This window comes from Neisseria shayeganii 871 (assembly GCF_000226875.1).
In the GTDB taxonomy this organism is placed as follows: domain Bacteria; phylum Pseudomonadota; class Gammaproteobacteria; order Burkholderiales; family Neisseriaceae; genus Eikenella; species Eikenella shayeganii.
In genome coordinates this window covers 543,426-559,410 of sequence record NZ_JH164926.1, presented here as the reverse complement: position 1 = coordinate 559,410, position 15,985 = coordinate 543,426, and the positions used below count along the sequence as shown (strand labels likewise).

General features: G+C 58.1%; 16 protein-coding genes. 3 read left to right on the top strand and 13 right to left on the bottom strand.

Annotated elements, in window-relative coordinates; all coding sequences use genetic code 11:
• Positions 1-26: 26 nt before the first annotated feature.
• Positions 27-1,016: a phenylalanine--tRNA ligase subunit alpha gene (gene pheS, locus HMPREF9371_RS02460; RefSeq protein WP_009118278.1), complete on the bottom strand. Its 990-nt coding sequence runs from the start codon at positions 1,014-1,016 to the stop codon at positions 27-29.
• A 159-nt stretch (positions 1,017-1,175) separates the two neighbouring features.
• Entirely contained in the window at positions 1,176-1,616 is a 441-nt protein-coding gene (locus HMPREF9371_RS02455) for a DNA polymerase III subunit chi (RefSeq protein WP_009118277.1), read from the bottom strand.
• 23 nt (positions 1,617-1,639) lie between these two features.
• On the opposite strand from HMPREF9371_RS02455, the gene HMPREF9371_RS13050 reads away from it, so the two are divergent.
• A complete protein-coding gene (locus HMPREF9371_RS13050) occupies positions 1,640-1,795 on the top strand; it encodes a lipoprotein signal peptidase (protein ID WP_232203110.1) in 156 nt (51 codons plus the stop codon).
• 47 nt (positions 1,796-1,842) lie between these two features.
• Here the strand turns inward: HMPREF9371_RS13050 and trxB are convergent, their stop codons facing one another.
• Positions 1,843-2,793 carry a thioredoxin-disulfide reductase gene (gene trxB / locus HMPREF9371_RS02450; RefSeq protein ID WP_040660026.1) on the bottom strand — a complete coding sequence of 317 codons (951 nt, stop codon included), beginning with the start codon at positions 2,791-2,793 and terminating at the stop codon, positions 1,843-1,845.
• A 215-nt stretch (positions 2,794-3,008) separates the two neighbouring features.
• Here trxB and HMPREF9371_RS02445 point away from each other — a divergent pair, with 215 nt between their 5' ends.
• Positions 3,009-3,887 carry a cupin-like domain-containing protein gene (locus tag HMPREF9371_RS02445; protein WP_009118274.1) on the top strand — a complete coding sequence of 293 codons (879 nt, stop codon included), beginning with the start codon at positions 3,009-3,011 and terminating at the stop codon, positions 3,885-3,887.
• Between the two features lie 57 nt (positions 3,888-3,944).
• Here HMPREF9371_RS02445 and rnhA read toward each other — a convergent pair whose 3' ends face one another.
• The 10 genes from rnhA to HMPREF9371_RS12715 all read right to left on the bottom strand — a co-directional run bounded on the left by rnhA (position 3,945) and on the right by HMPREF9371_RS12715 (position 14,567).
• Positions 3,945-4,388 carry a ribonuclease HI gene (gene rnhA, locus HMPREF9371_RS02440; RefSeq protein ID WP_009118273.1) on the bottom strand — a complete coding sequence of 148 codons (444 nt, stop codon included), beginning with the start codon at positions 4,386-4,388 and terminating at the stop codon, positions 3,945-3,947.
• A 103-nt stretch (positions 4,389-4,491) separates the two neighbouring features.
• On the bottom strand, positions 4,492-5,685 hold the full coding sequence (odhB, locus tag HMPREF9371_RS02435) for a 2-oxoglutarate dehydrogenase complex dihydrolipoyllysine-residue succinyltransferase (RefSeq protein ID WP_009118272.1): 1,194 nt from the start codon (positions 5,683-5,685) through the stop codon (positions 4,492-4,494).
• 77 nt (positions 5,686-5,762) lie between these two features.
• On the bottom strand, positions 5,763-8,588 hold the full coding sequence (locus HMPREF9371_RS02430) for a 2-oxoglutarate dehydrogenase E1 component (RefSeq protein WP_009118271.1): 2,826 nt from the start codon (positions 8,586-8,588) through the stop codon (positions 5,763-5,765).
• A gap of 162 nt (positions 8,589-8,750) precedes the next feature.
• The gene (gltA, locus tag HMPREF9371_RS02425; protein ID WP_009118270.1) at positions 8,751-10,034 is read right to left on the bottom strand and encodes a citrate synthase; all 1,284 of its coding nucleotides are present in this window, start codon (positions 10,032-10,034) and stop codon (positions 8,751-8,753) included.
• Between the two features lie 108 nt (positions 10,035-10,142).
• A complete protein-coding gene (locus HMPREF9371_RS02420; protein ID WP_009118269.1) occupies positions 10,143-10,391 on the bottom strand; it encodes an FAD assembly factor SdhE in 249 nt (82 codons plus the stop codon).
• The gene (locus HMPREF9371_RS02415) at positions 10,388-11,092 is read right to left on the bottom strand and encodes a succinate dehydrogenase iron-sulfur subunit (protein ID WP_009118268.1); all 705 of its coding nucleotides are present in this window, start codon (positions 11,090-11,092) and stop codon (positions 10,388-10,390) included. The genes HMPREF9371_RS02420 and HMPREF9371_RS02415 overlap by 4 nt, the downstream gene beginning before the upstream one ends.
• 21 nt (positions 11,093-11,113) lie before the next feature.
• Entirely contained in the window at positions 11,114-12,877 is a 1,764-nt protein-coding gene (sdhA, locus tag HMPREF9371_RS02410) for a succinate dehydrogenase flavoprotein subunit (RefSeq protein ID WP_009118267.1), read from the bottom strand.
• On the bottom strand, positions 12,874-13,230 hold the full coding sequence (gene sdhD, locus HMPREF9371_RS02405) for a succinate dehydrogenase, hydrophobic membrane anchor protein (RefSeq protein WP_009118266.1): 357 nt from the start codon (positions 13,228-13,230) through the stop codon (positions 12,874-12,876). The genes sdhA and sdhD overlap by 4 nt, the downstream gene beginning before the upstream one ends.
• Complete coding sequence (sdhC, locus tag HMPREF9371_RS02400; RefSeq protein ID WP_040660024.1) at positions 13,224-13,598, bottom strand: succinate dehydrogenase, cytochrome b556 subunit; 375 nt, start codon at positions 13,596-13,598, stop codon at positions 13,224-13,226. The genes sdhD and sdhC overlap by 7 nt, the downstream gene beginning before the upstream one ends.
• Before the next feature lie 246 nt (positions 13,599-13,844).
• A complete protein-coding gene (locus HMPREF9371_RS12715) occupies positions 13,845-14,567 on the bottom strand; it encodes a GntR family transcriptional regulator (RefSeq protein WP_009118264.1) in 723 nt (240 codons plus the stop codon).
• A gap of 320 nt (positions 14,568-14,887) precedes the next feature.
• On the opposite strand from HMPREF9371_RS12715, the gene HMPREF9371_RS02390 reads away from it, so the two are divergent.
• Positions 14,888-15,865, top strand: a complete 978-nt coding sequence (locus tag HMPREF9371_RS02390; protein WP_040660020.1) for a malate dehydrogenase — start codon at positions 14,888-14,890, stop codon at positions 15,863-15,865.
• Positions 15,866-15,985: the final 120 nt, after the last annotated feature.

The window sequence follows — 15,985 nt, the reverse complement described above, 5'->3', positions numbered from 1 at the left end:
TTCTAAGCACGGAATGTTTTGTGAATTTATCGAAATTGCTTCAACACATTCAAATCGTTATCGAAAAACAGGCGCAAGTCGTTGACGCCGTAGCGCAGCATGGCGAAGCGGTCGAGGCCGATGCCGAAGGCGAAGCCGGTGTATTTTTCGGGGTCGATGTTGACGTTGTTCAGCACATTGGGGTGCACCATGCCGCAGCCGCCCACTTCCAGCCATTTGCCGTTGTCGCCCATGATGTCGATTTCGGCGGAGGGTTCGGTGAAGGGGAAGAAGGAGGGGCGGAAGCGTACCTGCAAATCGTCGCGCTCGAAGAAGCGGCGGATGAAGTCGGTAAACACGGCTTTGAGGTCGGCGAAGGTGACGCCTTCTTCTACCCACAAGCCTTCGGCTTGGTGGAACATGGGCGAGTGGGTGGCGTCGCTGTCCACGCGGTACACGCGGCCGGGGGCGATGATGCGGATGGGCGGGTGTTGCTTATCCAGCATGTAGCGGATTTGAATCGGTGAGGTGTGGGTGCGCAATACGTCGCCGTTTTCCACATAGAAGGTGTCCTGCATGGCGCGGGCGGGGTGGTTTTGCGGAATATTCAATGCTTGGAAGTTGTGGAAATCGTCTTCGATTTCCGGGCCGTCGGCGACTTCGAAACCCATGCCGTGGAAGAGTTCGACCACGCGTTGCAGGGTGAGGGTGACGGGGTGCAGGCCGCCGGCGGATTGGTGGCGGCCGGGCAGGGTGATGTCGAGCGCTTCGGCGGCCAGTTGGGCTTCCAGCTTCGCTGCGGCCAATGCGTCGCGTTTGGCGTTGTAGGCTTCTTGGAAGCGGTTTTTGCATTCGTTGATGTGGGCGCCGACGGTTTTGCGCTCTTCGGGCGACATGCTGCCGAGCTGTTTTAAAAGGGCGTTCAGTTCGCCGCTTTTTCCCAGGTATTGGGCTTTTACGAGTTCGAGGGCTTGTTGGTCGGCGGCGGCTTGCAGGGCTTGGATGCCGTTGGCGGTGATTTGGTCTACGTTGTGCATGGTGTCGGGAAGAGGAATTTGGTGTTCAGGTAGCCTGAAGCGTTAGGGGCTACCTGAAAGGCAGGTGCCCGGAAAAGGCGCTATTCTAGCGGCATGGGGATGTTTTTTAAACCGAACGGCGGGATATTTTTGCGTTTGGCCGGCGGCGGTGCGGCGGATTCAGGCTTTGCCCTGCATATCGTGGTGCGAGAGGGTGAAGCCGTGCCGTTGGTAGTGGGCGAAGCGTTGACGGGCGACGCTCAATTCGTGGGCTTGGGTGCCGATGATCTCGAGAATGCGTGCCGGCGGTGCGGGGGCTTGGCTCCAGAAATCGGGCGATAAATTCAACACCGTCCAGCCGGGAGGCAAGGCGGGGAGTTCGGCATCGCCGGCCAGCAGCAGACGGGTGTCGGCAGGCAGGGGGCTGCTTGCCGGCCAGATTTGATGGGGCAGGAAACTCTCCGGTTCGAAGGTCCACAGGGTCTGATCCAAGCGCTCGATTTGCTGATCGTCGTCGGACCACAGCAGGACGCGGCTGCCGGCCTCCAGAGCACGTTTGCTCAGGCGGCAGGCGAAGTGTTCGATGTTGCTGACGTGGGTGTAGAAGGTGACGGCGGTCATGGCGGTATGAGGGTGGAAACAGGCTGAGACCTTTGCAAAACCCCCATCTGCGGCGCATTTCTGCGTTGTGCGCTACTCGCCCACTTGCATATCTATATGATATGTCTGCATTCGCTGCGCTGCTACGCCTTGAACTGCATCCACATTTGGAGGTTTTGCAAAGGTCTCAGGCTACCTGAAAACCGGTGGTAACGGTTTCAGGTAGCCTGCATGGCGGTGGGGCGGTTTATGCTTGGCTGTCGAGCCAGCGTTCGGCGTCCAAGGCGGCTTGGCAGCCGGAGGCGGCGCTGGTGATGGCTTGGCGGTAGGTGTGGTCTTTGACGTCGCCGGCCGCCCACACGCCTTCGATATTGGTGGCGCCTACGTTGTCGCCGCTGCCGCCGCGGGTTTTCAGGTAGCCGGTTTCGTCCATATCGAGCTGGCCTTTGAAAATATCGGTGTTGGGCTGGTGGCCGATGGCAATGAAAACGCCTTGTACGGCAATGTCTTCGCTGCTGCCGTCGTGGTAGCGCAGGCGGGCGCCGGTGACGCCGCTGTCGTCGCCGAGCACTTCGTCGAGGGTGGCGTTGAGTTTGAGGGTGATTTTGCCTTCTTCCACACGCTTCATCAGTTTATCGACCATGATTTTTTCGGCGCGGAAAGTGTCGCGGCGGTGGATGAGGGTAACGTTGGCGGCGATATTGGCCAGATACAGGGCCTCTTCTACCGCGGTGTTGCCGCCGCCGACCACGGCGACGTTTTGGTTTTTATAGAAAAAGCCGTCGCAGGTGGCGCAGGCGGATACGCCGCGGCCGGAGAAGTTTGCTTCGCTGGGCAGGCCGAGGTATTTGGCGGAGGCGCCGGTGGCGATGATGAGGGCGTCGCAGGTGTATTCGCCGGCGTCGCCTTTAAGGGTGAAGGGGCGGTTTTGCAGATCGACGGTGTGGATTTGGTCGAAAATCATTTCGGTGCCGAAACGCTCGGCATGAGCTTGGAAGCGGGCCATCAGTTCGGGGCCTTGTACGCCTTCGGCGTCGGCCGGCCAGTTGTCCACTTCGGTGGTGGTCATCAGCTGGCCGCCTTGGGCGAGGCCGGTGATGATGACCGGCTGCAGATTGGCGCGGGCGGCATAAACGGCGGCGGTGTAGCCGGCGGGGCCGGAGCCGAGAATAATCAGTTTGCTGTGTTTGGCAGACATGGGAAAACTCCTCATCAAAACGGTGGACATTGTACCTGTTGCCGCAGCCGGGGAAAAGGCGGGGCGGCCGATCGGCAACGGGCTACCTGAAAGGGGAAGGGGGGGATTGATTCAAATCAAACACGGCGCGTCTGTTTGTAGCCGGCGGCTTTATCTTTCCCGTCCGTGCGATTAAACTGCTTTGTTTTTATCTGTATCCTTTATTTAGTGGTTATATGGGTTTCAAACTGACGCCGATTGATGTGGTGGAGCACATCAGCCGCGAAGATTTCCACCGCTTGTATCTGTTGCCGCGCCGTCCGCTGGTGATCAAAAACCTCAGCCACGGCTGGCCGGGCTACGGCAAATGGTCGCTCGACTATATGAAGGAAGTGGTGGGCGACATCACCGTGCCGCTGTACGACAGCAGCAAGGCCGACCCGGCCGCGCCGATCAATGCCGCCAGCACCGAGATGAAGTTTGGCGACTATATTGATCTGATTCAGCGCGAGCCCACCGATTTGCGGATTTTTCTGTTCGACCCCATCAAACACGCGCCGGCGCTGTTGGCCGATTATGCGTTTCCCAAAGCGCTGATGGGCGGTTTTCTCGATAAATACCCCACGCTGTTTTTCGGCGGAGCGGGTTCGGAAACCTTTCTGCATTACGATATCGATATGGCGCATATTTTCCACACCCATTTCGGCCGCAAACATGTGATTCTGTTCGACTACAAATGGAAAGAGCGCCTCTACCGCATGCCGTATGCCACTTACGCGCTGGAAGATTACAGCGTGGAGCATCCGGATACGCAGCGCTTTCCCGCCTTGGAAGGGGTGGAGGGCATCGAGTGCTTTTTGGAATACGGCGATACTTTGTTTATGCCGACCGGTTGGTGGCACTGGATGAAATATTTAGACGGCTCTTTTTCGATTTCCTTACGCGCTTGGGACGAAAGTTGGGCGGTGAAGGCGCACAGTCTGTGGAATCTGACCGTGCAGCGCCAGTTTGACAATTGGATGAAGGCGCGTTTCCACCAGCGTTATATGACGTGGAAGGAGCAGCTGGCGGTGAAGCGCGCCCATCACGCGCTCAGCCGCGGGCTGCCGCGTTAGCCGGAGACGGGTGGCGGCGCATTTTGCAGACGGTTTCGGCGGCCGGTGTTCAGCTGTTCAGCCAGCCTCGTGCACGCCGAGGTTGGCCAGTTGGTCGGCACGTTCGTTTTCGGGATGGCCGGCATGGCCTTTCACCCAAGTCCAGCTGACTTGGTGGCGGGCCACCAGTTCGTCGAGCTGCTGCCACAGCTCGGCGTTTTTGACGGCCTGTTTGGCGGCGGTTTTCCAGCCGTTTTTTTTCCAGCCGTGTATCCAGCTTTCCATGCCGTTTTTCACGTATTGCGAGTCGGTATAAATGGTTACGCGGCAGGGGCGGGTGAGGGCGGCGAGGCCGCGGATGACGGCGGTGAGCTCCATGCGGTTGTTGGTGGTGTGGGCTTCGCCGCCGTAAAGCTCTTTTTCGTGCCGGCCGTAGCGCATCAGCACGCCCCAGCCGCCAGGGCCGGGGTTGCCTTTGCAGGCGCCGTCGGTAAAGAGGTGGACGGTGGTGGTGTCGTTCATCGGTGTCGGTCTGTTTGAAATCGGATAGAAGCGAAAAGGCTACCTGAAAGCCCTTGGCGGTTTTCAGGTAGCCTTATTGGACAGGTAGCCTTATTGGATGGGATTAGATATCCAAAATCAGGCGGGCCGGGTCTTCCAAGGCCTCTTTGATGGTAACCAGGGTGAGCACGGCTTCGCGGCCGTCGATGATGCGGTGGTCGTAAGAGAGGGCCAGATACATCATCGGGCGCACCACGATTTCGCCGTTTTCCACCACGGCGCGCTCTTTGGTGGCGTGCATGCCGAGGATGGCGGATTGCGGCGGGTTGATGATGGGGGTGGACATCATGGAGCCGAAGGTGCCGCCGTTGGTGATGCTGAAGGTGCCGCCGGTGAGGTCTTCCAGCGCCAGTTTGCCGTCTTTGGCTTTGACGGCGAAGTCGGCGATGGTTTTTTCAATCTCGGCAATGCTCATTTGGTCGGCATCGCGCAAGATGGGCACCACCAAGCCGCGCGGGCTGCCGACGGCGATGCCGATGTCGAAGTAGCCGTGGTAAACGATGTCGTTGCCGTCCACGGAGGCGTTGACCACCGGGAATTTTTTCAGTGCGGCCACGGCGGCTTTGACGAAGAAGGACATGAAGCCCAGTTTTACGCCGTGTTCTTTTTCAAACTTCTCTTTGTATTTGTTGCGCAAATCCATCACCGGTTTCATATTGACTTCGTTGAAAGTGGTGAGGATGGCGTTTTCGGCTTGCGATTGCAGCAGGCGCTCGGCCACGCGGGCGCGCAGGCGGCTCATCGGCACGCGCTGTTCGATGCGCTCGCCGGCGGGTACGGCAGCGGCGGCCGGTGCGGCGGCTTTGGGTGCGGCGGCAGCGTTTTGTACGTCTTCTTTCAGCACGCGGCCATCACGACCGGAACCGGCCACGTTGCTGATGTCCACGCCTTTTTCGGCGGCCAGTTTGGCGGCGGCGGGCATGGCCACGCCGGCTTGGGCGTTGCCGGCCGCGGTCGGGGCGGCGGCACTTGCTTGGGCCGGAGCGGCAGCGGCAGCCGGAGCGGCTTCGCTCTTGGTGGCGGCGGTGTCGATTTTGGCGATCAGCTGGTTGGCGGTCACCACGGCGCCGTCTTGCTCGATGATTTCTACGATGACGCCGGCTTGTTGGGCGGGCAGCTCCAACACGACTTTGTCGGTTTCCAAGTCGATCAGGTTTTCGTCGCGCTCGACGAAATCACCGACTTTTTTGTGCCAGGTCATCAGGGTGGCTTCGGTCACGCTTTCGGGCAGCATGGGAACGGTTACTTCGATAATCATGATGTTTCCTTGGTGTTATGAATGTGGCGGGGTGTTCGGGAGGCTACCTGAGAACCTGTTCAGGTAGCCCCGTGGCTTTAAGACAGCTTCATGGCATCTTCTACCAAGGCCTGCAGCTGGGCAATATGTTTGCTCATGTAGCCGACGGCGGGCGAAGCGCTGGCCGGACGGCCGGCGAAGGTAACGCGCTGTTTGTCGGTGCTCAGGCTTTCGATGCGGTGGCGGATTTGGTACCACGCACCTTGGTTTTTCGGCTCTTCCTGTGCCCACATGATTTCGGTGGCGTTCGGATAACGGCTCAATTCGGCAGCCACTTCTTCATAGGGGAAGGGATAGAGCTGTTCCACGCGCACGATGGCGATGTCTTGCTCCAAACCGCGCTCCTCACGGCCTTTTTTCAGGTCGTAATACACTTGGCCGGCGCACAGAATCACGCGTTTGACTTGTTCGTCGCGGCCGCTGACGGTGTCGCCGATGACTGGACGGAAGCTGCCTTCGGTGAAGTCGCTCAAGGGGCTCATGGCGTCTTTGAAGCGCAGCAGGCGTTTGGAGAGGAAAATCACCAGCGGTTTGCGGTAGGGGCGCAAAACCTGACGGCGCAGCACGTGGAACATTTGCGAGGCTTCGGACATCATCACGATCTGCATATTGTGCTCGGAGCACAGTTGCAGCCAGCGTTCGAGGCGGGCGGAGGAGTGTTCTGGGCCTTGGCCGTCGTAGCCGTGCGGCAGAATGACGGTCAAGCCGCACAGCCTGCCCCATTTGGTTTCGCCGGAAGCGATGAATTGGTCGATCGCCACTTGTGCGCCGTTGGCGAAGTCGCCGAACTGGGCCTCCCAGATCACCAACTGGTCGGGGGCCGAGCAGGCAAAACCGTATTCGTAAGCCAGCACCGCTTCTTCATTCAGAATGGAGTCGATCACCATAAAGGACGCTTGGTGGTCGCTCATATTGCGCAGCGGCACATAGGCGCCGTCGTCGCTTTTCTCGCGGTTTTGGTCGTGCAGCACGGCATGGCGGTGTGAGAAGGTGCCGCGGCCGGAGTCTTCGCCGGAAATGCGTACGCCGTGGCCGTTGGTGACCAAGCTGGCGTAGGCCAAGGTTTCGGCCATACCCCAGTCGGCAGGCTGTTCGCCGGCGGCCATGGCGCGGCGCGCCTCCAGCAGTTTTTTCACCGTGTTGTGGGCGGTGAAGCCTTCGGGCAGGGCGGTGAAGGTGGTGGTGAGGCGTTTGATGTCGGCGGCGGGCAGGGCGGTGTCCACCGGTTGGTTCCAATGGGAGCCTTGGTATTGGGTCCAGTCTACCGCGTGTTTGCGTTTGTAGTCGGTGAGCAGGGTTTGCTCGACGTGTTCGCCTTTGTCCAAGGCGGCGCGGTAGTCGGCGATGTAGCCTTCGGCATTAGCGGCGGTGATGACGCCTTCTTGGATCAGGCGATCGGCATACAGGGCGCGGGCGCCGGGATGCTTGGCGATTTGTTTGTACATCATGGGCTGGGTCAGGAAGGGATCGTCGCCTTCGTTGTGGCCCAGTTTGCGGTAGCACACCAAGTCGATCACCACGTCTTTGCCGAACTTCATGCGGTAGTCTAAGGCTACCTGAACCACATAGCAGACGGCTTCGGGGTCGTCGCCGTTAACGTGGAAAATCGGCGCGTCGATCATTTTGGCGATGTCGGTGCAATACAGGGTGGAGCGGGTATCGCGGGTGTCGGACGTGGTGAAGCCGATTTGGTTGTTGATGACGATGTGGACGGTGCCGCCGGTGGAGTAACCGCGGGTTTGCGACAGGTTGAAGGTGGCTTGGTTTACGCCCAGGCCGATGAAGGCGGAGTCGCCGTGGATCAGCACGGGCATCACTTGGCGGCGGCCTTCGGAGCCGCGGCGGCGTTGGCGCGCGCGCACGGAACCTTCCACTACCGGGTTGACGATTTCGAGGTGGGAGGGGTTGAAGGCCAGGGAAATGTGCACCGGGCCGTTGTCGGTGGGAATGTCGGAGCTGAAGCCCATGTGGTATTTCACGTCGCCGCTGGCCAGCTGGGTGGCGATTTTGCCTTCGAATTCGCTGAACAGCACGCGCGGCTCTTTGCCCAAAGTGTTTACCAACACGTTGAGGCGGCCGCGGTGGGCCATGCCGATCACGATTTCTTCTACGCCTTGGGCGGTAGAAGAGTGGATCAGGTGATTGAGGGCGGCAATGGTGCTTTCGCCGCCTTCCAGCGAGAAGCGTTTTTGGCCGACGTATTTGGTGTGCAGATAGCGCTCTAAGGTTTCGGCGGCGGTAATCTGCTTGAGGATGCGGCGTTTGGTGTCGGCATTGAAACGGGGGGTGGAGAGGTCGCGCTCGATGCGGTCCTGCACCCAGTGTTTCTCTTCCGAACGGGTGATGTGCATGTATTCTACGGCCACGGTGCCGCAGTAGGTTTGCTGCAGTTTGCTGATGATTTCGGACAAAGGCAGTTTTTCACTGGCGGAGAAGTTGCTGCCCACGCTGAATTGGACTGCCATGTCGGCATCGTTCAGGCCGTGTGTTTTGGGATCGAGCTCGGGCAGGTATTCGCGGCCTTTGCGCTGCAGGGGGTCGAGCTTGGCGGCGCGTGAGCCGAGCACGCGGTAGGCAGACATCAGACGCAATACGGACACCTGTTTCTGCATCAGGTTGAAATCCACGCCGCCTTTGGCTGCCACGCTTTGTTTTTGTTTGCTCAGGTTGGCGAACGATTCCTGAATCGGGCGGTGGGCGATGTCTTTGGCGGTGTGGCCTGCTTGGGCGGCCAGTTGGTCGAAGTATGTTTTCCAGTGGCTGTCTATCGAATCGGGCGCATTCAGGTAGGCTTCATACAATTCTTCGATGTATGAGGCGTTGGAGCCGAATAAATACGACAGGTCAGCTTTGTCTTTCATCATGGCTGATAAACCTTTATGGTGGTTAGCAAAAAAGGGCGATGCGCTGCGTGGTGTCGGAATTCTGACTGCCTGCAAACATAACCCTCTCTCTGTGATGCTTTATTGTTCTTTCAGGTAGCCTCCGGCGGATGGGGAGGCTACCTGAAACGCCTGACGGCGTGTTTAACGTTTGTCTACCGGAACGTAATCGCGGCGGGTGGCGCCGGTGTAGAGTTGACGCGGACGGCCGATTTTTTGGTTCGGGTCGGCAATCATTTCGTGCCAGTGGGAGATCCAGCCCACGGTGCGCGCCAAGGCGAAGATAACGGTAAACATGGAGACCGGAATGCCCAAGGCGGAGAGGACGATGCCGGAGTAGAAATCTACATTGGGGTACAGCTTGCGCTCTACGAAATAGGGGTCATTGAGGGCGATTTTTTCCAGCTCCATGGCCAGTTTAAATTTCGGGCTGTCTTGCAGGCCGAGTTCGCCCAGCACTTCGTCGCAGGTTTGTTTCATGATGGCGGCGCGCGGGTCCATGTTTTTGTACACGCGGTGGCCGAAGCCCATCAGGCGGTATTTGCGTTCTTTCACGCCTTCCATGAATTCGGCTACGCGGGAAACGTCGCCGATTTCGTCGAGCATTTTCAGTACGGCTTCATTGGCGCCGCCGTGGGCCGGGCCCCACAGGCAGGCGATGCCGGCGGCGATACAGGCGAAGGGGTTGGCGCCGGAAGAGCCGGCCAGACGCACGGTGGAGGTGGAGGCGTTTTGTTCGTGGTCGGCGTGCAGGATGAAGATGCGGTCCAAGGCGCGTACCAGCACCGGGTTCGGCTCGTAATCTTCGCACGGGGTGGCGAACATCATGTGCATGAAGTTGGCGGTGTAGGAAAGATCGTTGCGCGGGAAGTTGAAGGGCAGGCCGTTGGAGTAACGGTAGCACATGGCCGCGATGGTCGGAATCTTGGAGATCAGACGGTATTCGGCGATGCGGCGGTGGTTGGGATCGTTGATGTCCAGGCTGTCTTGGTAGAACGCGGCCAGCGCGCCCACCACGCCGACCATCATGGCCATCGGGTGGGCGTCGCGGCGGAAGCCGCGGAAGAACCAGGTCAGCTGTTCGTGAACCATGGTGTGTTTGGAAACGGTGTGTTCGAATTCGGCTTTTTGCTGGGCGTTGGGCAGTTCGCCGTTGAGCAGCAGATAGCAGGTTTCCAGATAGTCGCTGTGTTCGGCCAGCTGTTCGATGGGGTAGCCGCGGTAGTAAAGCTGGCCTTTGTCACCATCAATAAAGGTAATTTTCGATTCGCAGCTGGCGGTGGACACGAAGCCGGGGTCGAAGGTAAACATGCCGGTGCCTTTGGTAAAGGTGCGGATGTCTACGACGTCGGGTCCCAGCGTACCTTCCAGTACGGGCAGTTCCAGTGTTTCTTTGCCCTCGGCTTGCAAGGTAATGTGATTCGACATCTCTGGTTACTCCTTATTTATGCTTGATGGGTTGGTTTTGGGCTACCTGAAAGGCAGCGTGGAAACGGGAGCCGTGGAAGCCTGTTGACAGGCTCAGCCGCTTCGGCTTTAGGCTTGGCGGATTTTTTCCAGCAGCGGCAGAAAAGCCGGGTTGTCGGGCTGCTCTTTGCCGTTGACCAAGGCGAGAAACACTTGGTCGGGCAGATCTAAAATATCGACAAAAACGGCCAGCTCCGCGTCGCTCAAGTGTGCAAATTCTGTGGCCATGAACCGCCCGAGCACAATATCCAGCTCCAGCAGCCCGCGGCGGGTCAGAAAACGGATACGGCGTTTGGCGGTGTCGTCAAAAGCACTCATACGGCACGTTTTAGCATGATTTCTTTGATCTTGCCAATTGCGCGGGTGGGGTTGAGGTGTTTGGGGCACACGTCCACGCAGTTCATGATGGTGTGGCAGCGGAACAGACGGTAGGGGTCGTTCAAGTTGTCCAAACGCTCGTTGGTGATGGTGTCGCGGCTGTCGGCAATGAAGCGGTAAGCGTTCAACAGGCCGGAGGGACCGACGAATTTATCGGGGTTCCACCAGAATGAGGGGCAGGCCGTCGAGCAGCAGGCGCACAAAATACACTCGTACAAACCGTCCAGCTCTTTGCGCTCTTCCTGGGTTTGCAGGCGTTCGCGCTCGGGTGCGGGGGTGTCGTTCACCACATACGGTTTGATGGAGTGGTATTGTTTGAAGAACTGGGTCATGTCCACGATCAGGTCGCGGATGACCGGCAGGCCGGGCAGGGGGCGCAGCACGATGGGCTGCTTGAGGCTGCGGATGTCGGTCAGGCAGGCCAAGCCGTTTTTACCGTTGATGTTCATGCCGTCGGAGCCGCAGATGCCTTCGCGGCAGGAGCGGCGGAACGACAAACTGTCGTCTTGCGCTTTGAGTTTGACGATGGCGTCCAACAGTTTGACGTCGGTAGGCTCGATTTCCAGTTCATAGTCTTTCATGTACGGCTTGGCATCCACATCGGGATTGTAGCGGTACACTTTGAAACGTACTTTTTCCATGGTGTTGTGTTCCTTTGCGCCTTAATAAACCCGTTTGGCCGGCTCGATGTACTCTACGGTGAGCGGTTTGGTGTGAACCGGTTTATAGGATAGGCTGTTGTTTTCGGGATGGAACAGGGTGTGTTTCATCCAGTTGTCGTCGTCGCGTTCGGGATGGTCGTCGGAAGCATGGGCGCCGCGCGATTCTTTGCGGGCTTCGGCGGAAATCAGGGTGGCTTTGGCCACTTCCATCAGGTTGTCCAGCTCCAGCGCTTCGATGCGGGCGGTGTTCCAAACTTGGCTCTTGTCTTGAATTTCGGTGCGCTTGGCACGCTCGGCCAAAGCCAACACTTTTTCTACGCCCTCTTTCAAGATGGCATCGGTACGGAATACGCCGGCATGCAGCTGTACGGTGCGCTGCAACTCATTGCGCAGGGCATCGACGTTCTCGCCGCCGCTTTGGTTGTTCAGGCGATCCAGGCGTTGACGGGTCAGTTCGCCTGCGTTGGCGGGCAGGTCTTTCCAGTTTTCTTGGCTGCGAACGTATGCCACCATGCTGTCGCCGGCCGATTTGCCGAATACGACCAAGTCGAGCAAAGAGTTGGTGCCCAAGCGGTTGGCGCCGTGTACGGAGGCGCAGGCGCATTCGCCGGCGGCGTACAGGCCATTTACCACCACTTCGGGGTTGTCGCCTTGGGGCACTACCACTTCGCCTAAGTAGTTGGTGGGAATGCCGCCCATCATGTAGTGGGTGGTGGGCACCACCGGAATCGGGTCTTTAATCGGATCGATGCCGGCAAACTGGATGGAAATCTCGCGGATGCCCGGCAGTTTTTCCATGATTTTCTCGGCGCCGATGTGGTCGATTTTCAGCAGAACGTGGTCTTTTTTCGGACCACAGCCGCGGCCTTCGTAAATTTCCATCGCCATGGCGCGCGACACCACGTCGCGCGAGGCCAAGTCTTTTACTGTCGGGGCGTAACGCTCCATAAAGCGCTCGCCGTTGGCGTTGAGCAGAATGCCGCCTTCGCCGCGCACGCCTTCGGTAATCAAGACGCCGGCGCCGGCCACGCCGGTGGGATGGAATTGCCAAAATTCCATGTCTTCCAAGGGAATGCCGGCCCGGGCGCAAATGCCCAAACCGTCACCGGTGTTCATGAAAGCATTGGTAGAGGATGCATAAATACGGCCGGCACCACCGGTGGCGAATAAAACGGCTTTGGCGTGGAAGATGTAAACATCGCCGGTTTCCATTTCCATGGCGGTAACGCCGACGACGTCGCCTTGCTCGTCACGGATCAGGTCGAGTGCGGTCCACTCCACAAAGAATTGGGTGTTGGCGCGCACGTTTTGTTGATAGAGCGTATGCAGCATGGCGTGGCCGGTACGGTCGGCCACCGCGCAAGCGCGTTCCACCGCGCGTTTGCCGTGTTCGGCGGTGTGGCCGCCGAACGGACGTTGGTAGATTTTGCCGCTTTCTACGCGGTCGAAAGGCATGCCCATGTGCTCCAGTTCAATCACGGCTTCCGGTGCGCGGCGGCACATGAATTCGATGGCGTCTTGGTCGCCCAGCCAATCGGAGCCTTTGACGGTGTCGTACATGTGCCAGTCCCAACGGTCTTCCTGCACATTGCCCAAAGAGGCGGAGATGCCGCCTTGGGCCGCAACGGTGTGCGAGCGGGTGGGAAATACTTTAGACAAAACGGCGGTATTCAAACCAGCTTTAGAGGCCTGCAGGGCGGCACGCAGACCTGCCCCGCCGCCGCCTACGATTACGGCGTCAAACTTGCGAACAGGAAAACTCATACCAACCCCCAAATCACTTTAACAGAATAAATCAAGGCCACAACCAGCCACACGATGGTGGCCACATGAAGAAACAGACGCAGACCGAACGGTTTGATGTAGTCCATCCACAAATCGCGGATGCCCACCCAGGCATGCAGGAGCAAGGCAATCAGCGTGGTTTGGGTGAAAATTTTCACCCAAGTTTGGGCAAAGAACGCCTGCCAGGCGAGATGGCCGCTTTCCCCTTTGGGCAGGCAAAGCAGGAACACCACGAAGGCAACGGTATAAATCAGCATGAGCACAGCGGTAATGCGCTGCATGGCCCAGTCGCGCAGGCCGTAATGGGCGCCGGCCAGTTTACGGTTTACCATAACACCACCCCCAAAATCACAGTCAATACCAAGGCGGTGACAAACACCAGTTTGGCGGTCAGGCGGGCGGTTTGCAGCGCCAAACCTTTATGGGCGTCCAGCAGCAGGAAGCGGATGCCGGCCAAGGCGTGGTGCAGATAGGCCCACAGCAAAACGATCAGGCCGAGTTTCACCAGCGGGTGGCCGACGAAGGCACGGTAGGTTTCATAAGCTTCGGCATTGCCCAACGTGCCGGCGAATAGCCACAATAATAGCGGCAGGCTGACAAAAAGCAGCACGCCGCTGATGCGGTGCAAAATAGACACTATCCCGGGTATCGGCAGGCGGATACTGGGCAGATCCAAGAACACAGGTCTGTTTGTCTGCATGACAACATAATCCTTTAAAACATCGAAAAAAACCGGCAAAACCGGCACCCAAAACCAAAATAGGCGGCCCGCAGGCCGGACATCATCCAAGGCCGTACTTTAACTGTTTTATACGGCATTGAACAGTTTTTATCGATCGCGCAAACAAACGATAAGATTTATTTTTTAAATGTTAAGCGATAGAGGATAAAAGAGGTTATCCGTCTGTGCTTTCAGGTAGCCTGCTGCCTTGCAGGCCGATAACAACTAGGTGGAAGCAGGCAAAATCAGTGCCGTATGTTCCAACAGCATAAAACGGCGGCGCCATTCCAAAATACGTTTGCCGCTGTGGCTGATGCGTTCGCAGCGGATGGCAGGCGTATAGGGCGCACTTTTCAATTTGGCGGCGGTTTCCGCATCCAGGCTACCTGAAAAGAGCAGGGTGGGGGCGGGATCCAGCATAAAACCGTATTCGGCCGCCAATAATTGGTAAATGCCCATCCGGCTTTCCAACTGCAAGCGGTTGAGGTCGGGCAAAAGCGGCAGCGGCAGCCAAGCTTCGTCGTAAGCAACGGTTTGGTGGCCGTTGCGCCACAGCGACTGCACATACCAAATGCGTTCGCCCGCGCCCAGCTGCAGATTGTGGCGGACGGCAGGCGGCGTATTGGCCGCGGCAATGCTGAGGATTTCCTGTTTCGGCCACAGATTGCGGCGGCGGGTATGCTCGTCGTGCAGCGGGAAGGCGCCCCATTCGGGGTTGAGGCCGGTCACAAAAGTGCCCACGCCCTGTTGGCGTTGCAATTCGCCGCGTGCAGTCATATTGGATAGGGCTTTGCGCACCGTGCCTTGGCTGACGCCGATTTCTGCGGCCAAATCCCACTCGCTGGGGAGGGTGGTGCCGGTTTCCCAGCGGCCCGAGCGGATGTGTCCGCTGATGTAAAGCTCCGCCTGTTTGTAAAGCGGCAAGGTGTCTGCTGGGGATTTCGGCATGCGCGGCATTGTACAAGCTTCGTTTGTAAAGTAAAACCCAGTCTTATATAAGACTGGCGGAAAAATATGGTTTTTAATTTTTTGATACTTATCAATCTGTTCGGATTACTTTGTAGGAAAGGTTCTGCGGCAGTTTGCACAAAAATCACGGTTTCCGGGGCAATATGGGGCAATATTTGGTATGATGCCCCGTCCTCGGCATTGTTCTGATGCCCGACAGTTCTCTGCCCGGCAGCCGGATGCGGCAAGCTGTATGTCGGCCGGCCGTGTTCCCGTTTTCGGGCGGCGCTCACTCTATTTATTTTCTTCAGGAGAAAAACATGAAAGCACCTGTTCGCGTAGCCGTTACCGGCGCGGCCGGCCAAATCGGCTATGCCCTGTTGTTCCGTATCGCCAGCGGCGAAATGCTGGGCAAAGACCAGCCGGTGATTTTGCAACTGCTCGACTTGCCGCAAGCGCAAAACGCGGTAAAAGGCGTGATGATGGAATTGCAGGACTGCGCCTTCCCGTTGTTGGCCGGCATGGTGGCCACCGATGATCCCGAAGTGGCTTTCAAAGATGCGCAAGTGGCGATTTTGGTGGGTGCCCGTCCGCGCGGACCGGGCATGGAGCGTGCCGATTTGCTGCAGGCCAATGCGCAAATCTTTACCGTACAAGGTGCTGCCCTGAACAAAGTGGCCGACCGCAATGTGAAAGTATTGGTGGTGGGCAATCCGGCCAATACCAATGCCTACATCGCCATGAAGTCTGCGCCCGATCTGCCGGCGAAAAACTTCACCGCCATGCTGCGTCTCGACCACAACCGTGCCGCCAGCCAGATTGCCGAGAAAACCGGCAAAGCCGTGGGCGACATTGAAAAACTGTGCGTGTGGGGCAACCACTCGCCCACCATGTATGCCGACTACCGCTTCGCCACCATCCAGGGCGAGAGCGTGAAAGACATGATTAACGACCAAGAATGGAACGCCAATGTGTTCCTGCCCACCGTGGGCAAACGCGGCGCCGCCATTATTGAAGCGCGCGGCCTGTCTTCCGCCGCTTCTGCCGCCAACGCCGCCATCGACCACATCCGCGACTGGTGGTTGGGCAGTAACGGTAAATGGGTGACCATGGGCGTGCCCTCCGACGGCTCTTACGGCATTCCCGAAGGCGTGATGTTCGGTTTTCCGGTTACTTGCGAAAACGGCGAATACCAAATCGTTCAAGGTTTGGACATCGACGGCTTCAGCCAAGAGCGCATCAATCTGACGCTGAAAGAGCTGGAAGAAGAGCGCGACGGCGTGAAAGATTTGCTGTAATCGCGGCATTAAACTGAATGAAGGCTACCTGAAAACGGGCTGTGCAGAAACCGGCGCAGCTTGTTTTCAGGTAGCCTTTTGTTTTGTTTCGGTATGCTGAACGGCTTGTATGGAAAATGC